19 protein-coding genes are annotated in these 21,951 nt (G+C 72.1%); 2 read left to right on the top strand and 17 right to left on the bottom strand.

Going from position 1 to position 21,951, the window contains the following annotated elements:
- Positions 1–66 precede the first annotated feature (66 nt).
- A complete protein-coding gene (locus tag ACOWU6_RS02505; protein WP_421074600.1) occupies positions 67–2,178 on the top strand; it encodes a glycoside hydrolase family 36 protein in 2,112 nt (703 codons plus the stop codon).
- A 74-nt stretch (positions 2,179–2,252) separates the two neighbouring features.
- Here the strand turns inward: ACOWU6_RS02505 and ACOWU6_RS02500 are convergent, their stop codons facing one another.
- The 14 genes from ACOWU6_RS02500 to ACOWU6_RS02435 all read right to left on the bottom strand — a co-directional run bounded on the left by ACOWU6_RS02500 (position 2,253) and on the right by ACOWU6_RS02435 (position 18,549).
- Entirely contained in the window at positions 2,253–3,146 is an 894-nt protein-coding gene (locus ACOWU6_RS02500; protein ID WP_421074599.1) for an ABC transporter ATP-binding protein, read from the bottom strand.
- On the bottom strand, positions 3,143–4,030 hold the full coding sequence (locus ACOWU6_RS02495; protein ID WP_271173131.1) for an ABC transporter ATP-binding protein: 888 nt from the start codon (positions 4,028–4,030) through the stop codon (positions 3,143–3,145). The genes ACOWU6_RS02500 and ACOWU6_RS02495 overlap by 4 nt, the downstream gene beginning before the upstream one ends.
- Positions 4,027–5,040 (bottom strand): ABC transporter permease, encoded by a 1,014-nt coding sequence (locus ACOWU6_RS02490; protein WP_421074598.1) that lies wholly within the window; start codon positions 5,038–5,040, stop codon positions 4,027–4,029. Before ACOWU6_RS02490 ends, ACOWU6_RS02495 begins: the two co-directional genes overlap by 4 nt.
- A 1-nt stretch (position 5,041) precedes the next feature.
- Complete coding sequence (locus tag ACOWU6_RS02485) at positions 5,042–6,031, bottom strand: ABC transporter permease (protein WP_421074597.1); 990 nt, start codon at positions 6,029–6,031, stop codon at positions 5,042–5,044.
- A 40-nt stretch (positions 6,032–6,071) separates the two neighbouring features.
- Complete coding sequence (locus ACOWU6_RS02480; protein ID WP_421074596.1) at positions 6,072–7,775, bottom strand: ABC transporter substrate-binding protein; 1,704 nt, start codon at positions 7,773–7,775, stop codon at positions 6,072–6,074.
- Positions 7,776–7,975: 200 nt separating this feature from the next.
- Complete coding sequence (locus ACOWU6_RS02475) at positions 7,976–10,414, bottom strand: glycoside hydrolase family 2 protein (RefSeq protein WP_421074595.1); 2,439 nt, start codon at positions 10,412–10,414, stop codon at positions 7,976–7,978.
- Between the two features lie 106 nt (positions 10,415–10,520).
- Positions 10,521–11,168 carry a VOC family protein gene (locus ACOWU6_RS02470; protein ID WP_421074594.1) on the bottom strand — a complete coding sequence of 216 codons (648 nt, stop codon included), beginning with the start codon at positions 11,166–11,168 and terminating at the stop codon, positions 10,521–10,523.
- Positions 11,165–11,788 (bottom strand): alkylhydroperoxidase domain protein, encoded by a 624-nt coding sequence (locus ACOWU6_RS02465; protein WP_421074593.1) that lies wholly within the window; start codon positions 11,786–11,788, stop codon positions 11,165–11,167. Before ACOWU6_RS02465 ends, ACOWU6_RS02470 begins: the two co-directional genes overlap by 4 nt.
- On the bottom strand, positions 11,785–12,387 hold the full coding sequence (locus ACOWU6_RS02460) for a CMD domain protein (RefSeq protein WP_271173138.1): 603 nt from the start codon (positions 12,385–12,387) through the stop codon (positions 11,785–11,787). The genes ACOWU6_RS02465 and ACOWU6_RS02460 overlap by 4 nt, the downstream gene beginning before the upstream one ends.
- Positions 12,384–13,451: a putative FMN-dependent luciferase-like monooxygenase gene (locus ACOWU6_RS02455; RefSeq protein ID WP_421074592.1), complete on the bottom strand. Its 1,068-nt coding sequence runs from the start codon at positions 13,449–13,451 to the stop codon at positions 12,384–12,386. Before ACOWU6_RS02455 ends, ACOWU6_RS02460 begins: the two co-directional genes overlap by 4 nt.
- Positions 13,448–15,097 carry a dipeptide ABC transporter ATP-binding protein gene (locus ACOWU6_RS02450; RefSeq protein WP_421074591.1) on the bottom strand — a complete coding sequence of 550 codons (1,650 nt, stop codon included), beginning with the start codon at positions 15,095–15,097 and terminating at the stop codon, positions 13,448–13,450. The genes ACOWU6_RS02455 and ACOWU6_RS02450 overlap by 4 nt, the downstream gene beginning before the upstream one ends.
- On the bottom strand, positions 15,094–15,933 hold the full coding sequence (locus ACOWU6_RS02445) for an ABC transporter permease (protein WP_271173141.1): 840 nt from the start codon (positions 15,931–15,933) through the stop codon (positions 15,094–15,096). Before ACOWU6_RS02445 ends, ACOWU6_RS02450 begins: the two co-directional genes overlap by 4 nt.
- A complete protein-coding gene (locus ACOWU6_RS02440; RefSeq protein WP_271173230.1) occupies positions 15,930–16,892 on the bottom strand; it encodes an ABC transporter permease in 963 nt (320 codons plus the stop codon). Before ACOWU6_RS02440 ends, ACOWU6_RS02445 begins: the two co-directional genes overlap by 4 nt.
- Before the next feature lie 7 nt (positions 16,893–16,899).
- Entirely contained in the window at positions 16,900–18,549 is a 1,650-nt protein-coding gene (locus ACOWU6_RS02435; RefSeq protein WP_421074590.1) for a TIGR04028 family ABC transporter substrate-binding protein, read from the bottom strand.
- 178 nt (positions 18,550–18,727) lie between these two features.
- On the opposite strand from ACOWU6_RS02435, the gene radA reads away from it, so the two are divergent.
- Positions 18,728–20,086 (top strand): DNA repair protein RadA, encoded by a 1,359-nt coding sequence (gene radA / locus ACOWU6_RS02430; protein ID WP_271173143.1) that lies wholly within the window; start codon positions 18,728–18,730, stop codon positions 20,084–20,086.
- Positions 20,087–20,108: 22 nt separating this feature from the next.
- Here radA and ACOWU6_RS02425 read toward each other — a convergent pair whose 3' ends face one another.
- The 3 genes from ACOWU6_RS02425 to ACOWU6_RS02415 all read right to left on the bottom strand — a co-directional run bounded on the left by ACOWU6_RS02425 (position 20,109) and on the right by ACOWU6_RS02415 (position 21,941).
- The gene (locus ACOWU6_RS02425; protein WP_421074589.1) at positions 20,109–20,522 is read right to left on the bottom strand and encodes a dehydrogenase; all 414 of its coding nucleotides are present in this window, start codon (positions 20,520–20,522) and stop codon (positions 20,109–20,111) included.
- A 246-nt stretch (positions 20,523–20,768) separates the two neighbouring features.
- Positions 20,769–21,425 carry a hypothetical protein gene (locus ACOWU6_RS02420; protein WP_421074588.1) on the bottom strand — a complete coding sequence of 219 codons (657 nt, stop codon included), beginning with the start codon at positions 21,423–21,425 and terminating at the stop codon, positions 20,769–20,771.
- 12 nt (positions 21,426–21,437) lie between these two features.
- Positions 21,438–21,941 (bottom strand): amino-acid N-acetyltransferase, encoded by a 504-nt coding sequence (locus ACOWU6_RS02415; protein WP_271173146.1) that lies wholly within the window; start codon positions 21,939–21,941, stop codon positions 21,438–21,440.
- Positions 21,942–21,951: the final 10 nt, after the last annotated feature.

The raw sequence follows: 21,951 nt of genomic DNA, 5'->3' as shown, positions 1-21,951 counted from the left end.
TGGAAAGATCACAGTACACACGCGGCCGCGCCCCGCCGCGACACCCGAGATCACGGAGGATCCGTCGTGCCCGAGACCCTGCACTGGCGCGCCGAGCGCGTCCACGTCGCCCTCGCCCTGCCCGAGGACGCGCCCGTCTCGGTGCTCGCGATCCGGCCATCCGGATCCCCCGCGCCCGCTCCCGTGCTGCCCGAGGGGCACGGCGAGCAGCCTCTCGTCGAGCTGTCGGCGTTCGGCCACGGCCGGTTCCCCGGCAGCTTCCGCCACGTCGACACGGTGATCGGGCGCGCGTTGCGCTACGTCGGCCACGAGGAGTCGGAGCAGGACGGATGGCGCGAGCTGCGCGTGCGCCAGGAGGACGCGTCGCGGGGGCTCCGCGTCACGAGCGTGCTCGCGGCGCATGCGTCCGCACCCGCGCTGCGGGCGTGGACCGAGGTCGCGGTCGACGGCGACCTCGTCGTCGACTTCGTGTCGAGCTTCGCGACGGGCTCCTTCCTCGCCGACGCGCGCACGGCATCCGTCGACGACATCGTCGTCGCGCACGCCGACAGCGACTGGATCGCCGAGAGCAGGTGGCGCGTGCAGCCGCTGCGCGAGGCGGGCCTCGTCGACGTGGGCCGCGCCGCGCACAACCACCAGGCGCCCCGCACGCGCCTCGCGCTCGGGAACCGCGGGTCGTGGTCGAGCGGCGAGAAGGCGCCCACGGGGGTCATCGCGTCCGCACGCGGCGACTACGCACTCGCGTGGCAGATCGAGCACAACGGGCCGTGGGTCGCCGAGCTCGGCGAGAACGGGCACGGCGCCTACCTGCTGCTGTCCGGCCCGACGGACCAGGAGCACCAGTGGTCCGTGAAGCTGCGCGACGGGGAGACGTTCACCTCCGCACCGGTGTCGATCGCGGTCGCCGAGGGCGGCGTGGAGGCGGCGCTGCAGGCGCTCACCGACCAGCGCCGCGCCATCCGCCGCCCGCGCGACGCCGACGATGCGCTGCCCCTCGTCTTCAACGACTACATGAACACGCTCATGGGCGACCCGACGACCGAGAAGCTCCTGCCGCTCATCGACGCCGCGGCCGAGGCCGGAGCCGACACGTTCTGCATCGACGCCGGCTGGTACGCCGACGGGCACTGGTGGGACGGCGTCGGCGCGTGGGAGCCGTCGGCCGCGCGCTTCCCGGGCGGCATCGGCGAGGCGACCGCGTACATCCGCTCGCGCGGGATGACCCCCGGCCTGTGGCTCGAGCCCGAGGTGATCGGCGTGCGGTCGCCGCTCGCGCAGACGCTGCCCGACGCCGCGTTCTTCTCGCGCGGCGGCGTGCGCATCGCCGAGCACGGGCGGCACCTGCTCGATCTGCGACACCCCGCCGCCCGCGCGCACCTCGACGCGGTCGTCGACCGCCTCGTCGGGGAGTACGGCGTCGCGTTCATCAAGATGGACGAGAACACGATGACGGGCCCCGGCACCGACCGCGACGGCCTCGCGCCCGGGCACGGACTGCTCGAGCACGCGCGCGCCGTTCTCGACTGGATCGACGGCGTGCAGGCGCGCCATCCGGATCTCCTCATCGAGAACTGCGCGTCGGGCGCCATGCGGATGGACTACGCGATGCTCTCGCGCCTGCACCTGCAGTCGACGTCTGACCAGCAGGACCCCGTGGCGTACGCGTCGATCGCCGCGGCGGCGCCCGCATCCATCCTCCCCGAGCAGGCCGGCAACTGGGCCTACCCGCAGGCCGGGATGACCGATGAGGAGCGCACGTTCGCGCTGGTGAACGGAGTGCTCGGCCGCATGTACCTGTCGGGCTACCTCAACCGGATGGCCCCGCACGAGCGCGCGGCGGTCCGCGATGCGGTCGCGGCGCACAAGGCCGTGCTCGGCGACATCCGGTCGCGCCGGCCGATCTGGCCGCTCGGCCTCCCGGCGTGGGAGGACGACTGGGTCGCCCTCGGCCTCGCGCTCGACGGCCACGCCTACGTCTCGGTGTGGCGGCGGCGCGGCGACGCGTCGGCGCGGCTGTCGCTGCCCTGGGCGCGCGGACGCGCCCTCGAGGTCGCGCCGTTCTTCCCGTCGAGCGAGGGCGGATGGTCGTGGACCTGGGATGCCGAGAGCGGCATCCTCGAGACGACGGCCCCGACGTCCGAGCCCTCCGCGCGCGTCCTCGAGGTCTGGATCGCGTAGCACCCCTCTGCATGTCTCGCTTCCCGCGGCCATCCGGTCCGGAAAGCCAGGGAAAGCGAGACATGCTGGCGGGGTCAGGCCGCGCTGGCGGGAGCGGTGCGCGCGCCCTCCCACTCCCCCGTGAAGTGGTTGAAGCACACGGAGTTGTCGAGCTTCGCCCGGTCGGGCGCCGCCTCGCCGCTCACGACCTTGCCCACGCGCTCGGGGTCGGGCGCGGCCATCGCGAGCAGGCGCGTGTAGTCGTGCTGCGGGTCGAGGATGACCGCGTCGGCCGGGCCGCGCTCCACGACGCGCCCCTTGTACAGCACGAGGATCTCGTCGGAGAAGTGGCGTGCGGTCGCGAGGTCATGCGTGATGTAGAGCACCGCGAGGTCGTCCTCGCGCTGCAGCCGGCCGAGGAGGTTCAGCACCCCGAGCCGGATCGACACGTCGAGCATCGACACCGGCTCGTCGGCGAGCACGACCTGCGCCCCGGGCGCGAGCGCCCGCGCGATCGCCACGCGCTGCCGCTGTCCGCCCGAGAGCTCGTGCGGGCGACGCGATGCGAAGGACGCATCGAGGTTCACGCGCTCGAGCATCTCGATCACGCGCTCGTGCGTCTCGTCGGCACCGCGCGTGCGCCGGTGGATCCGCAGCGGCCGCGCGATGTGATGCTCGATCGAGTGGAACGGGTTGAGCGATGCGAACGGATCCTGGAAGACCATCTGCACGTGGCGCCGGTACTCGGCGGGGGCGACCGGACGGCCATCCGCCTGCCGCACGTCGATCTCGCCCGACGTCGGGTGCTCGAGCTTCGAGAGGATCCGCGCGATCGTCGACTTGCCCGACCCCGACTCCCCCACGAGCGCGACCGTGCGTCCGGGCACGAGCTCGAACGAGACCCGGTCGACCGCGCGGAACCGCCTGCGGCGCAGGCCCTCCCGCACGCTGAACTCCTTCACGAGGTCCGTGACGCGCACCGTGGTCATGCTCGAGCCTCCGCTCCGTCGGCGACCGGCGACTCGTCGACGCCGGATCGGATGAACGCCCCGCGCGACCCGCTGAGGCTGGGGAACGAGCCGAGGAGCTTCCTCGTGTACTCGTGGTGAGGATCGCGGTACATGTCGTCGGCCGCGCGCAGCTCGACGATCTCGCCGCGCAGCATGACCGCGATGCGGTCGCTGATCTCGAGCAGCAGCGGCAGGTCGTGCGTGATGAAGATCACCGCGAAGCCCAGCTCGTCGCGCAGGCGGACGATCTCGCGCAGGATGTCGCGCTGCACGACCACGTCGAGCGCCGTCGTGGGCTCGTCCATGATCATGACCTGGGGCTCGAGGATCATCGCCATCGCGATCATGACCCGCTGGCGCATGCCGCCGGAGAGCTCGTGCGGGAACGACGTCAGGCGCGACGGATCCACGCCCACGCGGCGCAGGACGTCCGCCGCGCGCTCGCGCCGCTCGGCCTTCGACATCCGCGGTCGGTGCGCGACGAGCACGTCCTCGAGCTGCGCGCGGATGCTGATGACCGGGTTGAGCGCGTTCATCGCGCCCTGGAACACCATGGAGAGCTTCGACCAGCGGAAGGCGCGCAGCTCCTCGTCGGCGAGGGCGAGCAGATCGACGTCGCCGCCCTCGCGATCGTGGAAGACGATGCTGCCGCTCGCGATGCGGGCCGGCGGCTTGTGCAGCCGGTTCACGGCATACGCGAGGGTCGTCTTGCCGCAGCCCGACTCGCCCGCGAGGCCGAGGATCTCCCCCGCCGCGAGCTCGAACGACGCGCCCTTCACCGCCGTCACGGGCTGCTCCACCTCGTACACGACCGAGAGGTCGTCGATGGTGAGGACGGGCCGGCGCGCTGTCGTCGCGCTCATGCCGCACGCTCCTTCCTGCGGGCCTCACGGCGCGCGCGACGCTCGCGACGCGCGTGGAGGCGCACGTTCTTGAGCTTGGGGTTGATGATCTCGTCGATCGAGAAGTTCACGAGCGACAGGCCCATCCCGAACAGCGCGATGACGAGGCCCGGCGGAACGAACCACCACCAGGCGCCCAGCGGCAGGGCGAACCCGTTCTGCGCGTAAAAGAGCATGGTGCCGAGCGTCGACGAGTTCGAAGCGCCCAGGCCGAGGAACGACAGGCCGGCCTCGCCGAGGATCGCCGCGATGACGGCGAAGACGAACTGCGACGCGAGCACGGGCAGGAGGTTCGGGAGGATCTCGACCGCGATCACGCGCCACGCCCGCTCGCCGGCCACCTTCGACGCCGCGACGTAGTCGCGACTGCGGATGGACAGGGTCTGCGCCCGCAGGACGCGCGCCGACCCCGCCCAGCTCGTCACGGCGAGGACGACCGCGATCGTCCAGAGGCCGCGCGCCTCGGCGGGCACGAAGCCCGAGATGACGATCACGAGCGGGAGGCCGGGGATGACGAGGAACACGTTCGAGAAGAGCGAGAAGGCCTCGTCGGCGAAGCCGCCGATGTACGCGCCGAGGATGCCGAAGAAGGCCGACAGCACGGTCGCCAGCACGCCGACGATGAGGCCGATCTCGAGCGACCCGCGCGTCGCGATCGCGAGCTGGGCGAAGACGTCCTGGCCGGTCTGGGTCGTGCCGAGGAGGAACTCCGCCGACGGCGGCGCGAGCCCGATGTCGCGGATGGCGCTCGGGTCGCCCACGAAGAAGGGGGCGATGAGGCCGAACAGGGTGATGCCGCCGATGAGCGCGAGCCCGAGCGCGAGCCAGGGCGTCATCGTGGGGAGCATCTGCCGCAGCGCCGAGCGCGAGCGGCGCACGCGGTCGGCGCGCTGCTCGCGCGCGGTGCGCGAGACGATCGCCTCGGTCGCCTCGGCGACGGAGGGCTCTGTCCTGGGGGCGATGTTGGTCATGTCAGCTCCGGGCCCGCGTGCGGGGGTCGATGAGGCCGTAGAAGAGGTCCACGACGAGGTTCGCGCCGAGCACCGCGAGGGTGATGAAGAGGAACAGCCCCTGCATGAGCGCGTAGTCGTTGTTCGTGACCGCCGACAGGAGCTTCGATCCGATCCCGGGGTACGAGAACACCTGCTCGGTGACGACGGACCCGCCGACGACGAACCCGAGCGAGATCGCGAAGCCCGCGATCGACGGCAGCACGGCGTTGCGCGCGGCATAGCCGCGCAGGATGCGCGACGCCGGCAGGCCCTTCGCGTGGGCCGTGAGGATGTAGTCCTCCGAGAGCGTCGAGACCATCATGTTGCGCATGCCCAGCAGCCATCCGCCCAGAGAGGCGATGACGATCGTCAGCGCCGGCAGGAAGCCGTAGTAGATGGCTGAGCCGATGAACTCGGCGTTCCACCCCGGGTTGAGCGCCACGTCGTACCCGCCCTGCGAGGGGAACATCCCGAGCAGGGTCGCGAAGAAGTAGACGAGGATGAGCGCGAGCCAGAAGTAGGGCACCGCTGCCAGCAGGGTGGTCGCCGGCACGAGGGAGTCGAGCCACGTGCCGGGCTTCCAGCCGACGAGGGCGCCGAGCCCGACGCCGATGACGAACGAGAGCACCGTCGCGATGCCGATGAGGGCGATCGTCCACGGCAGGGACTGCCCGATGACCTCCGTGACCGGCGCCGGGAAGTAGGTCACCGACAGGCCGAGGTCGCCGCGCAGCACGTTCACGAGGTAGCTCCCGTACTGCACGATGAGCGGATCCGACGTGTTGCCGCCGAGGAGGAGCTCGTAGGCCGCCCGGGTCTCCGCCGTCACCGTGCCGCCGCGCTGCTGGAGCTTGGCGAGCAGGATGTCGACGGGGTTGCCCGGGAGCAGCCTCGGGATGAGGAAGTTGAGCGTCAGCGCCGCCCACAGGGCGACGAGGTAGAAGCCCAGCTTGCGCAGGAAATAGCTCATGAGGTCGCGCCTCCCGTCTCGAACTCCTCCTCGGCCACGGTCACTTGCCCGTCGGCTCGAGGGCCTTGAAGACCTCGGCGTTGTCGGGCGCCGCCCACACGGCCGGGAACGCGTACAGGTCGTCCTCGGTCGGCCATCCGCTGAACTTCTCGACGTTGTACTCGCTCGTCGTGCCGCCGGTCAGGATCGGGATGTAGGGCATGTCCTCGACGATCGCCGCCTGGATGACGTCGAACTGCTCCTGCCGCGTCGCGGTGTCGTCCGGGTTCGTGCGCTTGAGGACGGCGAGCGCCTCGTCGACGGCCGGGTCGCTGAAGCGCGCCACGTTGACGGGAGCCGCCTGGCCGACCTCGGCCGTGTTCGCCGAGGAGAGGAAGTTGTTGTAGAGGTAGTACGGGTCGCTCACCGCGCCCTGGCCGAGCGAGTCGATCGCGAGCTGGTACGTGCCCTTGCTCTTCTTGTCGGTCCACTCGTTCCACGAGGACTGCGAGGCCGAGAGGCCGATGCCGGCCGCCTTCAGCTGCTGCGACATCGTGTCGATCGCCGTGATGTAGTCGGTCCAGCCCGTCACGACCTCGACGGTGAGCTCGAGCTTGACGCCGTCCTTCGCGTAGATGCCGTCCGAGCCCTTCTCGTAGCCGGCGCCGGTGAGGATCTCGTCGACCTTGTCGAGGTCGGCCTTCGCGGGCGCGACCTTCTCCTCGATCTCCCCCGAGATGAACTGCTCCTGCGCCGGAAGCAGGGCGAACGTCGGCGACATCTCGCTCGCCGTGCCCTGGAACGCGAGGGCGTTGAGCTGGTCGCGGTCCATGGCGTAGTAGATGGCCTGACGGACGGCCGGATCGGTCTGCGGGCCCTCGCAGCCGAGGTCGGCGTTCGAGCACGACAGGAGCGCCATCTGGTTCATGGGCACCGTGATCGCCTCGTAGCCGGGGTAGTTCTCCGACACGTTCTCGATGTCGGGCACGGGGCCCGTCTGCCAGTCGATCGTGCCCGCGGCGAGCGCGTCGGCGCCGGCCGTGTTGCCCGACAGCGACAGGTAGCGCACGTTCTTCACGGCGGGAGCGCCGCCCCAGTAGTCCTCGTTGGCCGAGAGCGTGAACGCCTGCGGCTTGAACTCGCCGAGGACGTACGGCCCCGTGCCGACCGGCTCGGCCATGACGTCGGTCGTGGGGTCGACGTCGCCCCACAGGTGCTCGGGCACGATGAAGGTCTTGCCGAGCACGTCCGGGCCGGTGACGAACGCGGGCTCGGGGAACGCGATCGAGACGTGCGTCGCGTCGACCTTGGTGACCTCGCCGTTGAAGCCGCCCGTGTTGAGCGCCGGGTTGTCGCGGATGAGCTCGAAGGTGAAGACGACGTCGTCGGCGTCGAACGCCTCGCCGTCGGTCCAGGTCACGCCGTCGCGGAGGGTGATGTCGAGCTGCGTGCCGTCCTCGTTCCAGGCGTACTCGGTCGCGAGCAGCGGCACGTAGTCGTTCGTGTTCGCGTTGGTGACGAAGAACAGGGATTCGTAGATCGTGCCGAGGCCGCCGATCCTCGAGGGCGAGAACGGGTTGAAGTTGATCTGGTAGTCGCCGGACTGGCCGGTGTAGGCGACGAGGGTGTCGGCGGAGCCGGAGCCGCCGTTGGAGCCCGAGGCGCCGCCCGAGGGCGCGCAGGCGGTGAGGGCGAGGCCGAGGGCGGCGGCCCCTGCGGCGAGCGCCAGGGAGGCGCGGCGTCCGCGTGCTGTGCGAAGAAACATCGTTGTCCTTTCCTCACGCCGCGGCGGAGGCCGTCGGCGTCGACGAGCCCTGGAGACCAGGGTTCCGGGAGGCGGGCTCCCGTTGCGACCATTGTTACGCACTGAAACGAACTCGGTCAAGGGTGTTTCGTAACGAATGGAACAAAGAGCCCGCCCACGCCGCGGAGCTGCGGCGTGGGCGGGCGAGGGATGGCGCGGTGTCAGGCCCTGAGGTCTCCCGCGTGACGGAGGACGAGCGGAGCGGTGAACGCCGACGGGTCGACATCCTCGGGCGCTCCGGTCACGGTGAAGACGTGCTCCTCGCCGGGGAGCAGGCTCACGAGCCCCGTGTCGACGGCGGCATCGCGGTGGCCGCGATCGGCCAGGAGGAAGACGTCGCGCACGTACGAGCGGGCCGTCACGCGCACCCGCACCGCGCCATCCGCCCGCTCGGCGCGCACCTCGAGCGGCGCGCGATCGAGCGACTGCTCCACCACCTCGGCGAAGTCGTGCAGCGCGCGCCCGAAGCCGGGCGCATCGACGACGAGCACCTCGCCGGTCGGCTCGTCCGCTGCCGCGACCTCGGCCGGCAGGGCGACCGTGGCGGCGCCGCGCGCCCCGACCTCGGCGGCGACGACGACCTCGGCCCGCACGGCGCCGTCGAACGCGAGCCGGCGCACGACGAGCTCGCCGCTCCATGCCTCGTCGGCGTCGTTGAGGAGCACCGCCGCGAGCCCGTCTTCGGCCGGCTGGATCGTGGCGAACCGCGGCTCATACACGGCCTTGAGCGCGTACCAGAGCGGCTTGCGCCGCTCGGCGAAGTCGACGGCCGCCCACGAGATGACGGGCCAGTCGTCGTTCAGCTGCCACACGATCGTCCCGGTGTTGTACGGCGCGAGCGACCGGAAGTACGAGATGCCGAACCGCAGCGCCGCCGCCTGGTTCAGCTGCGTCGTCCAGTGCCAGTCGTCGATCGTCTTCGGGGCCGGCAGGTGCGGCCCGTACCCGCGCTCGAGGTTGATGTTGCCCTGCCACGCCTTCTGGTGCACAAGCATCTGCGCGCCCTGGGGGTCGAGCGGCGCGTCGTGCACGACATCCGTGAGCGTCGTCCACGCGGGCGGGCCCTGGAACCCGAACTCGGCGACGAAGCGCGGCTTCCACTCGCGGTACGCGGCGTAGTCCTTGGTGTTCCACACGTCCCAGATGTGCACGGTGCCGTACTGGTCGAGGTTCGGGCTGAGGTACGACGAGAACGAGTACGGGCTGCCCGCGGAGTAGAAGCGCGTCGGGTCGAGCTCCGCGAGGAGCGCGGTGAACATCCGGCGGTAGTACGCCTCGCCCCACGTGAGTCCGCCGAGCTTCGAGCGCCACCCCCAGTCGGCGTAGGCGACGATGTTCTCGTTGTTGCCGTTCCAGATGACGAGCGACGGATGGGGCGAGAGGCGCGTGATGGCCTCGCGCGCCTCGGCCTCGATCTCGCGGGAGAGCCACTCCTCCTCGGCGTACGCGGCGCACGCGAGGAGGAAGTCCTGCCAGACGAGCACACCCTGCTCATCGCAGAGGTCGTAGAAGTCGTCGGACTCGTAGATCCCGCCGCCCCACACGCGCAGGAGGTTCATGTTGGCCTCGGTGGCGTCGGCGATGCGGCGCGCGTACCGGTCCCGGTCGACCTCGGTGAGGAACGCGTGATCGGGGATCCAGTTCGCTCCGCGCACGTGGATGAGCCGGCCGTTCACGTGGAGAGCGAACGGGCTGCCGTCCTCATCGGGAGCGATGTCGACGTGCACGGTGCGGAAGCCGACCCGCCCCTGCCACGCGTCGACATCCGCGATGCGCACGGCGACGTCGTAGAGCGGCTGCGCGCCGTGGCCGCGGGGCCACCACAGGTCGGCGTCGGGCACCTCGACGCGGACGCGTGCGGAGGTCTCCCCCGGCGCGACCTCGACCTGCTCGACGCGGTCGGCGATCTCGACCTCGACCCGCAGCGGGCCACGGCGGAGACCGTCGGCCCGCTCGATCGCGACGTGGGCCTCGAGCACGCCGGTCGTGCCCTCGACGTCGACGAGCGGGCGCACGGACGCGATGCGCGCGGTCGACCACGTCTCGATCCGGATCGGCTTCCAGATGCCCGACGCCGCGACGTCGATGCCCCAGTCCCACCCGAAGCTGCTGCCCATCTTGCGCAGCGCGTTGTAGGGATGGTGGTTCACGTGCGGGCGCGCCCCGTGCCGCTCCGAGCGCTCGTGCGCGGCGGGCACGGGCGCGTCGAAGTCGATCCGGAGCGCGTTCTCGCCCTCGACGAGCGCGGCGCCGATGTCGAAGCGGTAGCTGCGGTGCTGGTTCTCGGTGCGGCCGATCTCGACGCCGTTGAGCGTGATCGTCGCGAGCGTGTCGAGACCCTCGGCGACGAGGTCGCGGCGCTCCGAGCCGTCCTCATGCCACCGGAACGTCGTCTCGAAGCGCCAGTCGACATCGCCGATCCACTGCTGCGTCGTCTCGTTGTCGCCGTCGAACGGCTCGTCGATGAGACCCGCGCGCAGCAGATCGAGGTGCACCGACCCCGGAACGGTCGCGGGGATGGCCCGGCCGGCGACGCCCTCGGGCGCGGGGCCGGAGAGGGCGGTCACGGTCCAGGATTCGGACAGCGGGATGACGGTCATGCGGCTCCTTCGCCTCGGGCGCCCACTCGGCGGAGCGCTGTACTTAGTTCCATAGTCTTACAAACTATGGCGCACAACGCGACAGGGAAACCCGGCGGACCACCCGCTACAGAACGACCACGCGCCCGTCGTCGCGGCGCAGCGTGAGGCGATAGCCGGCGGGAGCGCCCTCCTCGACCTCCGCGACGCCATCGCCCAGGCCGAGGGCGTCGAGCTCACGGCGCAGGGGCCCGGGGTCGGGCTCGACGCGGACGAGCGACACGAGCTCGATCGCGGGGACGGCCGACAGTCCGGGCTGCGCGGTCGCGCCCCAGTCGATGAGGAACGGCACGTCCAGCCGGACGTCCTCGCCGCGCGTGAGGCGCCATTCGAGGAGCTCCCCGTCGGGTGTGCGCCGCGACAGCGGCTCGATCGGGCCCGGGTCGTACCCCCGCTCGCGCGCCGCGGCGACCGTCGCGTCGAGGTCGTCGGGGTGCACGGCGTACGTCTGCACGCTCGGCGCGGTGAGGCCCGCGATGCCGAACTTCGTCGGGAGCGCGGCGTCCTTCCGATCGGGGTCGGGGCCGATGAGCTCGATGTACTGCGGGCCGCGCTCTCCGGCGACCGTGAGGGCGACGAGCGCGTTCGCGGTGCCCGTGGGATGCACGCCGCCGGGCGCGGCGCTCACCCCGGTCTCCTGCGCGAACCACCGCACGAGCGCGACAAGATCGGGTCCTGCGATCACGACGTGGTCGAGGAGCCGCGGGATGCTCATGCGCCGCTGCGACGTCGGGCCGGCACCTCGGGCTCGCCGAGCGACAGCATGAGCCGGTTCGCCCAGTTGAAGAACGCGGCGCCGTTGATCACATCGACGATCTCGGCGTCGTCGAGGCCGGCCTCGCGGAGGCGGGCGACGTCGTCGCCGCCGAACGCGAGCGGCGTCTCGGCGAGCGCGACCGACGACGCGACGATCGCGTTCCAGGTGTCGTCGCCGAGGTCGGCGCCGACGCCCTCGTCGAGGAGGCGCTGCACGTCGTCCTCCCGACCCGACTCGCGCGTCGCCGCTGCCGCGTGCACGTGCGCGCAGAACACGCAGCCGTTGTGCCGCGACGTGGCGGCCGCCGCGAGCTCGCGCTCGGCTTGGCCGACGCCGCTCGAGACGTTGAAGAAGATGTCGAGGTCGGTCAGCGTGCGGGCCCTGAGCGCCTCGGGATCGCGCGCGAGCAGCCTGAAGTACGGCATCTTCGCGCGCGCCGGCTCGATGAGCGCCTCGCGCTGCGCGTCGGTCAGCTCGTCCTCGGCGACGGGCAGAAGCCACGGCACCCAGCCGAGGCCCTGCTGCGTGAACGCCTCGGGGCGGGCGAGGTCGGGGTACGCGGTGACGAGCTCGCTCATGCGACGCTCCCTTCTGCGGGGTGGGCGGCCAGGACGCGCAGGCCCCAGGCCGCGCGGAGCTGGAAGGACAGGAAGGCGACGAGCTGCGAGAGCGTGACGATGTCGTCTGCGCTCCAGCCCGCGTCGACGAGCGCCTGGAGCGCCTCCGGCCGCGCCTCGCGGGGGCGGAAGACGAGCAGGTGCGCGTGCGTGAGCGCGGCGGCGAGCCGCTCGCCGAGTGCGCCGGCGTCGGCCGTCCAGACGAGCCCCTCGCGGCTCTCGCCCGCGAGACCGGGCTCGCGGTAGACCCCGTACGGACCCGTCGTCGCGCCGCTCGCGGCGGCCGCGTCGACCGGTGCGACGAGCTCGGGCGCCTCGTCGCCGAGCACATCGGCGTAGAAGTCGGTCGCGGCGTCGAAGCCGTGCAGGCGGGCGACGAAGGCGGCGACCGCGTACCGCTCCGAGAGCGGGAACGTGCCGGGGTCGGCGGGCTCGAGGAGCGCCTCGAAGCTGCGCTGCGCGTTCTCGCGCGCCTGGGGGCGCTGGTCTCGGATGGCCGACAGCGCGCTGCCCGGGGCGACGCCCGCGAGCAGATCGATGATGTCCGCGTTCTGGCTCATGAGGCTCCTTCGGTTGCGGGGACGAGCGGATGGTGCGCGGTGCGCAGCGACGACGCCGCGCCGGCGCCGGTCGCGTACCCGAGCCGCGGGGCGACCTCGGTCGCCAGCAGCTCGAGGGAGCGGAGCGCGAGCTCGTGGGGCGCCGCGACCGAGTGCACCTGGAACGACACATCGGTCGCGGCGGAGATCGCCGCGTCGGCCGCGAGCGTCGCGACGACCTCGTCGACCGTGCCGATGTGGGTGTCGGTGATGCGCACGAGCTCGTCGATCCCGAGCCGGTCGGCGTCGAGGCCGAACATGGTCTCGGCGAGCCGGCGCAGGCCATCCTGCGCGAGCTCGAGCACGTGCGTGCGGTTCTCGGGGTCGACGACCACCGCCGTGCGCGACGCGAGGACGCGCGCGGGCGCGCCGTCGGGAAGCGCGTCTCGGTACGCCTCGATGATCGGCAGCTGCACCGTGTGCAGCGGCGCGTCCGTCGCTCCCTCGGGGCGCGGCTGCGTGCGCGAGAGCATGAGCCCGTCGCCGCGCTCGCCGGCACGGCGCCCTCCGTCGACCGAGAACGTCGCCTGCCACAGGCGCCGCGCGAGATCGCCGCCGTCGGGGTACATGCGCGACGCGGTGCCGCGGATGCCGCGCCCCTCGAGCGCATCGAGGAAGACCGCGAAGTGGTCGGCGAAGATCTCCCGACGGCGCGCGGCGTCCTGCCCGAACGCGGCGAACGACGACGGAGTGCCGCCCGAGGCGACGCCGAGCTGCACGCGCCCGTCGCTCAGACGGTCGAGCACGGCCGCGTCCTCGGCCGCGCGCACCGGGTCGTCGATCGGCAGGGTGAGGACGGCCGTGCCGAGGCCGATGCGCGTCGTGCGCTCGGCTGCCGCCGCGAGGAGCACGAACGGCGAAGGGAGCCCGCCCTCGTGCTCGCCGAAGTGGTGCTGCGCGATCCACGCCGACGCGAAGCCGGACTCCTCGGCCTGCGCGATCTGCTCGAGTGCGAACCGGTAGCGGTCCGCGGCCGGCGCCTCCTCGAGAAGGCGCGAGAAGAAACCCAGACGCGGGCCGGTCATCGTGCTCCCTCCTGCGCGTGCCCGTCGGCCTCGCGGAACGTCGTCCCGGGGATCGCGGCGAGCAGCTGCCGTGTGTACGGGTCCTGCGGGTCGTCGAACACCTGCTGGGCCGTGCCGTGCTCGACCTGCCGGCCCCGCTGCAGCACCGACACGGTGTCGGCGATCTGCCGCACGACAGCGAGGTCGTGCGAGATGAAGACGTAGGTGAGCCCGAGCTCGCTCTGCAGGCGCGCGAGCAGGCGCAGGATCTGCGCCTGCACGGTCACGTCGAGCGCCGAGACGGCCTCGTCGAGCACGACGAGCTCCGGCTCGAGGATGAGCGCCCTGGCGATCGCGATGCGCTGCCGCTGCCCGCCCGAGAGCTCGCGCGGCCGGCGGCGTCCGATCTCCGGCGCGAGCGAGACGAGCTCGAGGTGGTGCGCGACGCGGTCCGCGCGCTCCGCCCGGTCGCCCAGGCCGAAGTTCTCGAGCGGCTCGGCGAGGATGCTCGCGATGGTCTGGCGCGGATCGAGCGAGCCGTACGGGTTCTGGTAGACGAGCTGGGTCGTGCGGCGGAACTCCCGCGCCGACCGCAGCGCGGTCACGTCGACGTCGCCCACGCGGATGGTCCCCGCCGTCGGGCGGTTGAAGCCGGCGATGCTGCGCCCCGTGGTCGTCTTGCCCGACCCGGACTCGCCGACGAGCGCGTGCGTCGTCCCCTTCGGGATCGCGAACGACACGTCGTCGACGGCGACGAGCGGCGCCCGCCCCGCCCCGCGGGCGAACTCCTGGCGGAGACCGGCCACCTCGACGAGCGGACGCGCTCCGGGGTCGACCGCGGGCGGCGTGCGCTCGACGACCTGCGCGAGCGACGGCGCGTCGGCGAGCAGCGTGCGCGTGTACGGCGACTGCGGCGCCGTGAGCACGGCTGCCGACGGCCCCTCCTCCTGCACCTCTCCCCCGCGCATGACGACGATGTCGTCGGAGCGGTCGGCCGCGACGGCGAGGTCGTGCGTGATGAAGAGGATGCCCGTTCCGGTCTCCTCGCGGAGACGGTCGAGGAGGTCGAGGACGGTGCGCTGGACGGTCACGTCGAGCGCACTCGTCGGCTCGTCGGCGATCACGAGCTCGGGCTCGAGCGCGAGCGCGGCGGCGATTAGCACGCGCTGGCGCATCCCGCCCGACAGCTCGTGCGGGTACTGGCGCGCACGCGCCTCGGGATCGTCGATGTCGACGCGCTCGAGAAGGTCGAGCACGCGCGCCTCGATCTTGCGACGATCGCGCCAGCCGTGGATCCGCAGCGCCTCGCCGACGCTCGCGCCGATCGTCGCGACGGGGTTGAGCGAGTTGCCCGGGTCCTGCGGGATGAGCCCGATGCAGCGGCCGCGGAGATGGCGCCACCGACGCTCGCTCAGCCCGACGAGCTCGGTGGGGCCCTCCGACCGCTCGGCGAGGCGGATGCTCCCGCGCGAGACGTGCCCGTTCGAGGCGAGCAGGCCGATCACCGACTGGGCGACGGTCGTCTTGCCCGAGCCCGACTCGCCGACGAGGGCCGTGACCCTGCCGGCCTCGACATCGAACGAGACGCCGCGGACGGCGTCGACCGGGCCGTGCGCCGTGCGGTACTGCACGGCGAGGTCGCGGATGGACAGCAGCGGTTCGGTCATGCCGGCTCGCCTCCTCGGATGGCCTGGCTCAGCCGGTTCGTCGCGAGCACGACCGCGACGACGACGGCGCCCGGCAGGACGGTCAGCCACCACGCGGTCGCGACGTAGTCGCGGCCCTCTGCGATGAGGAGACCCCATTCGGGCGTGGGCGGCGGGGCGCCGTACCCGAGGAAGCCGAGGGTCGAGATCTGCAGGATGGCCGAGCCGAGCTGGAGCGCGGCGAGGGCGATCACGGGCGTGAGCGAGTTGGGCAGGATGTGCCGCCACAGCACGCTGAGGAAGGTCCCGCCCGAGCCGTACGCGGCCTCGACGAACTCGCTCACGCGCACGCTCACGACCTCCGACCGCGCAAGGCGCGCGAACACGGCGATCGAGGTCACGCCGACGGCGATCGCGGCGTTCGTCGTGCCGAAGCCGAGCAGGATGACGACGCTCAGCGAGAGCAGGAGCGCGGGGATGGCGAGCAGCACGTCGACGATGCGCATGAGCACCTCGTCGACGACGCCGCCGGTCGCGCCGGCAGTGACGCCGAGGGCGGTGCCGACGACGAGGCCGACGAGCACCGCGATGAGCGCGCCGCTGATCGACTGGGAGGCGCCGTGCACGACGCGCGCGAAGACATCCCGCCCCGTGGCGTCGGTGCCGAACCAGTGCGCGGCGCTCGGCGCCTGCAGCGACGGTGCGACCGTGTCGGTCGGGCTGATGCCCGTGAAGAGGCCGGGCGCGATCGCCCAGGCGAGCGCGACGACGAGGACGACGACGGGGATGATGAAGCCGGGGCGCGCGAGCGACCGGCCGAGGCCGCGGCGCGCGCGGCCGGGGGCGATGGCGGTCATCGGACGGCTCCCTTCCGCGCGGGGCGCGCCGACGCGCGCGTGCGCAGCCGCGCATCGAGCACGGGGTACAGCAGGTCGACGACGAGGTTGATGACGACGAACGTGACCGTCGAGATGACGACGACCGCGAGGAGGACGGGGGTGTCGCGGTTCGCGACGGCCTGCGCCGTGATCTGGCCGATGCCGTTGCGGGCGAACACGGTCTCGGTGACGACCGCGCCGCCGACGAGCTCGCCGAACAGCAGCCCCGCCATCGTGAGGGTCGGCAGGAGCGCGTTGCGGGCGACGTTGCGCCAGAGCAGCCACGACGTGCTCGCCCCGCGTGCGCGGACCACCGCCACGAACGGGCGCTCGCGCACCTCGTCGATGCTGCGCATGAGCACCTGCGCGAGGGGCGCGGCGATCGGGATGGCGAGGGTCGCGACAGGCAGGATGAGCGACTGGACGGGGTCGGCGCCGATCGCGGGGATGAGCCGGAGCTGGAACGAGAAGATCTGGATGAGGATGATGCCCACCCAGAAGACCGGCAGCGAGACGAAGAACGGCGGGATCGAGCGGAACGCGCGACGCAGCCACCGCCATCCGCCGTACGTCGCCGTGAACGCGATCGTGACGGCGAGGAAGATGGCCGCGCCGAGCCCGAGCACCGCGAGGGTCAGCGTCGCGGGCAGGTTCACGGCGATGAGGTCGGACACGGCGGCGCCGCTCTGCACCGAGAAACCGAAGTCGCCGCGGAGGAAGCCCGCGGCCGACTCGAGGTAGCGCACGACGAGCGGGCGGTCCACGCCGTACGCGGCGCGGATCTGCTCGAGCTGCTCGGGCGTGAGGCCGAGGTCGGGGTTGCCGTACCGGGCGAGCACGGCGTCGCCGGGCAGGGCCGCGAGGAGCACGTACGCCGCCGTGTAGGCGAGCACGAGCACCAGCAGCGCCTGCCCGGCGCGTCGCAGGACGTAGGTCAGCAAGGGACTACTTGCTGAGCCACGTGTCGTAGAACAGCGGACGCCCGACCGACTCGGTGCGGAAGCCCTGCACGGCGTCGACGTAGCCGAACACCTGCGGCTCCTCGAAGATCGGCAGGATGTAGGCCTGCTCGGCCATCCGCTGCTGCGCCGCGGCCGACGCCTCGGCGCGGCCCTCCTCGGTGGGGCTCGAGGCGATCTCCTGCAGGAGCGCGTCGAGCTCCTCGTCGCCGACCGAGCCGTCGGGGTAGCCGTTCAGCAGCGTGTTGCGGTTGCCCGAGTGGTACTGCGACTTCAGGACGTCGAAGTCGGCGCGGCCGACCATCGAGTGGTACACCTGCAGCGTGCCGACCTCGCCGCGAGCGGCGTCCTGCGCTGCCTGGTCTCCCGGCAGGAGGTTCACCTCGACGCCGAGCTCGCCCAACTGCTGCTGGATGAGCGTGACGACCTCCTTCGAGCGCGGCTGCGGCAGCGCCTCGTTGAACGTGAGGCTGAGCTTCTCGCCGTCCTTCTCGCGGACGCCGTCGGAGCCGAGCTCCCAACCGGCCTCGTCGAGCAGGTCGGCGGCCTTCTCGGGGTCGTACTCGTAGTACTCCGAGGTGTCGGTGTAGCCGAGCGCGGTCTCGGCGAGCGCGCCGGTCGCGAGCGGGTAGCTGTCCGTGAAGAGCGTCTCGACGATCTCCTCGCGGTCGATGCCCGCGATGAGCGCCTGGCGCACGCGGATGTCCTCGAGGAGCGGGTCGCGGGAGCGGAAGCTCAGGCCGTTGTTGACGCCGTTCGTCGCGGCGGCGTGCAGCGAGAGGCCGTCCGCGGCGAACTGCGGCTCGTCGGGCGCCTCGATCTGACGGGCGATGTGCGCCTGCTGAGCCGTCACGGTGCCGACGCGCACGCTGTCCTCGGGCACGACGAGGTAGTCGATGCCGTCGAGGTACGCGCGGCCCTGGTGCTCGAGCGACGGCGGCGCCCAGTCGTAGTCCTCGCGCGCCTCGAGCGAGATCTCGGTGCCGATCTCCTCGTCGGCGACGACGAAGGGGCCGCTGCCGATGATCTCGGTCGCGTTGCCCGGGCCGAACTCCTCGCCCGTGCGCTCGAGCGTCTCGTTCGAGAGCAGGCCCGAGTTGATCGTCGAGACCGCCTGCGCGAAGCCGGGCGAGGGCGCCGTGAAGTGGAACTTCACCGTGCGCTCGTCGACGACCTCTCCGCGGTCGTAGTTGTTGATGGCCTCCGACACGGTGAGGGCGCGGTCGGGGTCGCCCTTTCCGAAGAGGTCGATGTTGCGCACGACGTTCTCGGCGTCGAGCGGCGAACCGTCGGAGTACGTCACGCCCTCGCGCAGGGTGAAGGTGTACTCGGTCGCGTCCTCGTTGACCTCCCAGTCCTCCGCGATCCACGGCTCGAGCTCGAGCGTCTCGGGGTTCTGGTACAGCAGGCGGTCGGTGATGTTGTTGATGATGCCGCCGTTGGGGTAGAAGCCTCCGGCCGGCGGGTAGAGGGTGAGCCACGTCTGCGGCTCGAGGTACGTGAGCGTGCCGCCCTGCTGGGGCTCGCCAGAGCCGGCGGACTCCGTGGGGGCCGTGCCGCCCGAGCAGCCGGCGAGAAGCGCTGCTGCCGTGACGACGGATGCCGCGGCGAGCGCGGCGCGGGGGAATCGGGACATGGGAGTCTCCTCGGGACAGGGCAAGGGCATCGGCTCGGGGGCCGATGGATCCAGTCCACCACAGGCGGAGCCGATGGGCGCTGACGCGCTTCATGCAGCGTAAAGTCTGCCGATCCGGTAGGGATTCCCGCACGCGCCGATCGATCGGATGTCGGTGCCCCCTCGTACGCTGAGGAGCATGGTCTCGAAGCGCCCCGCCCCGCCCGCCTACGTCTGCAGCGAGTGCGGCTGGACGAGCCCCAAGTGGGTCGGGCGCTGCGGCGAGTGCCAGCAGTGGAACACCGTGTCCGAGGCGGCGGCGCCCGCCGACGCGGGCCGCCGCGTCGCGCCGATGATCCCCACCGCGTCCGCGCGCCCGATCACGTCGATCAGCACGGCCGAGACGCCGCGCCGCGCGAGCGGCGTCGGCGAGTTCGACCGCGTGCTCGGCGGCGGCATCGTGCCGGGCGCGGCCATCCTGCTCTCCGGTGAGCCCGGCGTCGGCAAGTCGACCCTGCTGCTCGAGGTCGCGGCGCAGTCGGCGCGCGAGGGGCGCCGCGTGCTCTACGTGAGTGCCGAGGAGTCGCCCGGGCAGGTGCGACTGCGCGCCGAGCGGACCCGTGCGCTGCACGACGAGCTGTTCCTCGCGAGCGAGACCGATCTCGCGCGGATCCTCGGGCACATCGACGCGGTCCAGCCCGCGCTCGTCATCATCGACTCGGTGCAGACGATCTCGTCGTCCCTGTCGGACGGCGCGGCGGGCATGCCGGGGCAGGTGCGCGAGGTCGCGTCGACGCTCATCCGCGTCGCGAAGGAGCGCGACCTCCCCGTCATCCTCGTCGGGCACGTCACGAAGGACGGCCAGGTCGCCGGTCCGCGCCTCCTCGAGCACCTCGTCGACGTCGTGTGCCACTTCGAGGGCGACCGGCAGACGAGCCTGCGGTTCATCCGCGCGCTCAAGAACCGCTTCGGCGCGGCCGACGAGGTCGGCTGCTTCGAGATGGCGGGCGACGGCATCGTCGAGGTGCCCGATCCCAGTGCGCTGTTCCTCTCGCAGGGCAGCCCCGAGCCCGGCACGTGCATCTCGATCGCCCTCGAGGGGCGGCGGGCGCTCCCCGTCGAGGTGCAGGCGCTCACCGTCCCGACGTCGGCGAACAACCCGCGCCGCGTCGTCCACGGCGTCGATCCGTCGCGCGTGGCGATGGTGCTCGCCGTGCTCGAGCGCCGCGCGGGCATCAAGACGAGCGAGCTCGACGTGTACGTGTCGACCGTCGGCGGTGTGAAGTTCACCGAGCCCGCCGCCGATCTCGCGATCGCGATCGCCGTGGCCGGGTCGGTGCGGAACCATGCGATCGCCCGCAACGTGGCCGCCGTCGGCGAGCTCAGCCTCGCGGGCGACGTGCGCCCGGTCACGCAGGGCGCGCAGCGACGTGCCGAGGCGGCGCGTCTCGGCTACACGCGCGTGGTCGACGACCGCTCGGGCAAGCTCACGTCGGCGCTCAACGACATGCGGTCGCTGCACCTCGTCCCGCAGCACACGGGATTCGCCGACTTCTGATCAGGCGCGCCGCGCCACCCGCTCAGGCCTCGAGAGCCGCGAGCAGGTCGTCGGGGGTGGCCTGCATGGGGTGCGGGCCCGCGATGTCGAGGAAGACCGACGTGATCGTGCGGCGGTGCTGCGTGAGGAACGCGCGCAGCCAGGCGGGCGAGTAGACGCCGACCGCGGGCGGCAGGTTCGCGGGCTTGTGCCGGGCGTCGCTGAAGAGCAGCAGCGCGACCTGGCCCGTGCTCGCGTCGCGGTACGTCCACACCTCGCCGCCGTCGAGCGGATCGTCCTTCTGCCCGGGCGAGAGCAGCGGCACGACGGTGTTGCCGTTGCGGAGGGCGAGGGCGACCGCGGCCATGTCCTGCTTCTCGAGCGCCTGCGCGAGCGCCTCGGAGCGGAACGCCGTGGGGTCGGCCGCGACGGACTTCTTGCGCTTCGAGGAGGCCATGCCCTCCACCCTACGGAGCCGCGCGGTGAGGAGGGAAAATGAGGGGCCCCTCGCCTCCGGGGTTCCGGGAGGTGAGGGGCCCTGATCCCTCCGATATTCGATGCCGCCGTGCTGGGGACACGATGTGCGGCGAGCTGCTGGGGACAGCTCTGGGATCATCTTCGGAGTCACGTACGACTTTACGCGGCGCGCTTCGTCCTGTATGTCCCCCTTTCGGGGGACAGCGCGCCTCGGGCGTGTCCGCCGTCAGCGCAGCAGGAACTGGGTGGTCTGCTTCGACGTCACGCCGGCGATCTCGACCTCGAGGTGGTACGACGCGCCGCCGCCCGGAGCGGCCGGCCGCGCGTCGCTGTCGCACGTGTCGACGCTCGACCGCGTGCGGTCCCACACGACCGGCTCGGCGCTCGTCACGGTCTGGCCCGCGGCGAGCGTGACCTCCATGTCGCTCGGCTCGCTCTGGCAGTCGGTCGAGGTCCACCACGTGTCGGCGCCGCTCGTCACCGTGAAGCGCTGCGTGGTGGTGCCGACGTTGAGCACGCAGTCGACGTCGCCCGTGTTCGTGAGCTCGATCGAGAAGCGGGGCTGCTGGTCGGCCGCGTACTCGCCCTGGTCGGCGAGCCCGACGACCTCGAGCTTCGCGGGGTCGCACTCCCCCGGTGCGGCGGGCTCGGTCGGCGTGGGCGTCGACGTCGGCGTGGGCTCCTCGCTCGGCTCGGCCGCGGCTGCGGGCGCCTCGGTCGTCGACGCGGGGGCGGGGGTCGCCGCGGGTCCCGCGAAGAGCGCCTGCCAGGGCTGCGCGATCGCGAGCCAGACGATCCCGCCGATCACGAGCACGGCCAGCACCAGCACCATGAGACGACGCCGTCGGTAGACGGCCTTCGAGGGGCGGCGACGCTGGCTCACGGGTGCATCCTCTCAGAGGTGCTTGAGCATCCGGGTGTTGCCGAGCGTGTTCGGCTTCACATGGGCGAGGTCGAGGAACTCGGCGACGCCCTCGTCGGGGCTGCGCACGAGCTGCGAGTACACGTCGGGCGAGACGACCTGCTCGCCGATCGGCTCGAAGCCGCGCCGGCGGAAGAAGTCGACCTCGAAGGTCAGGCAGAACAGGCGCGTGAGGCCGAGGTCGCGCGCCTTGCGCTCCAGCCCGTCGACGATGGCGCGGCCGACGCCGTGGTGCAGCCATCCGTCCTCCACGAGGAGGGTGCGGATCTCGCCGAGGTCCTCCCACATGACGTGGAGCGCACCGCAGCCGATGACCCGCCCGCTGGCGTCCTCCGCGACGAGGAACTCCTGCGTCGCCTCGTAGAGCACGACGAGGTCCTTGCCGAGCAGGATCCGCCGCATGACGTACGGCTCGAGCATCCGGTGCACCTGCTCCATGTCGGCCGCTCGCGCCGCGCGCACCGTGAACTCGGTCATCCTCCCACCC

The organism is Microbacterium sp. SA156 (genome assembly GCF_049065455.1).
In the GTDB taxonomy this organism is placed as follows: Bacteria; Actinomycetota; Actinomycetes; order Actinomycetales; family Microbacteriaceae; genus Microbacterium; species Microbacterium barkeri.
Note: the sequence above shows the minus strand (reverse complement) of the source record. Positions and strands in the feature narration are given on the sequence as shown.

Coding starts and splice junctions, on each gene's coding strand:
- ACOWU6_RS02500 (WP_421074599.1), bottom strand. CDS start 3,146: ATGACCACGGTGCGCGTCACGGACCTCGTGAAGGAGTTCAGCGTGCGG.
- ACOWU6_RS02495 (WP_271173131.1), bottom strand. CDS start 4,030: ATGAGCGCGACGACAGCGCGCCGGCCCGTCCTCACCATCGACGACCTC.
- ACOWU6_RS02490 (WP_421074598.1), bottom strand. CDS start 5,040: ATGACCAACATCGCCCCCAGGACAGAGCCCTCCGTCGCCGAGGCGACC.
- ACOWU6_RS02485 (WP_421074597.1), bottom strand. CDS start 6,031: ATGAGCTATTTCCTGCGCAAGCTGGGCTTCTACCTCGTCGCCCTGTGG.
- ACOWU6_RS02480 (WP_421074596.1), bottom strand. CDS start 7,775: ATGTTTCTTCGCACAGCACGCGGACGCCGCGCCTCCCTGGCGCTCGCC.
- ACOWU6_RS02475 (WP_421074595.1), bottom strand. CDS start 10,414: ATGACCGTCATCCCGCTGTCCGAATCCTGGACCGTGACCGCCCTCTCC.
- ACOWU6_RS02470 (WP_421074594.1), bottom strand. CDS start 11,168: ATGAGCATCCCGCGGCTCCTCGACCACGTCGTGATCGCAGGACCCGAT.
- ACOWU6_RS02465 (WP_421074593.1), bottom strand. CDS start 11,788: ATGAGCGAGCTCGTCACCGCGTACCCCGACCTCGCCCGCCCCGAGGCG.
- ACOWU6_RS02460 (WP_271173138.1), bottom strand. CDS start 12,387: ATGAGCCAGAACGCGGACATCATCGATCTGCTCGCGGGCGTCGCCCCG.
- ACOWU6_RS02455 (WP_421074592.1), bottom strand. CDS start 13,451: ATGACCGGCCCGCGTCTGGGTTTCTTCTCGCGCCTTCTCGAGGAGGCG.
- ACOWU6_RS02450 (WP_421074591.1), bottom strand. CDS start 15,097: ATGACCGAACCGCTGCTGTCCATCCGCGACCTCGCCGTGCAGTACCGC.
- ACOWU6_RS02445 (WP_271173141.1), bottom strand. CDS start 15,933: ATGACCGCCATCGCCCCCGGCCGCGCGCGCCGCGGCCTCGGCCGGTCG.
- ACOWU6_RS02435 (WP_421074590.1), bottom strand. CDS start 18,549: ATGTCCCGATTCCCCCGCGCCGCGCTCGCCGCGGCATCCGTCGTCACG.
- radA (WP_271173143.1), top strand. CDS start 18,728: ATGGTCTCGAAGCGCCCCGCCCCGCCCGCCTACGTCTGCAGCGAGTGC.
- ACOWU6_RS02425 (WP_421074589.1), bottom strand. CDS start 20,522: ATGGCCTCCTCGAAGCGCAAGAAGTCCGTCGCGGCCGACCCCACGGCG.
- ACOWU6_RS02415 (WP_271173146.1), bottom strand. CDS start 21,941: ATGACCGAGTTCACGGTGCGCGCGGCGCGAGCGGCCGACATGGAGCAG.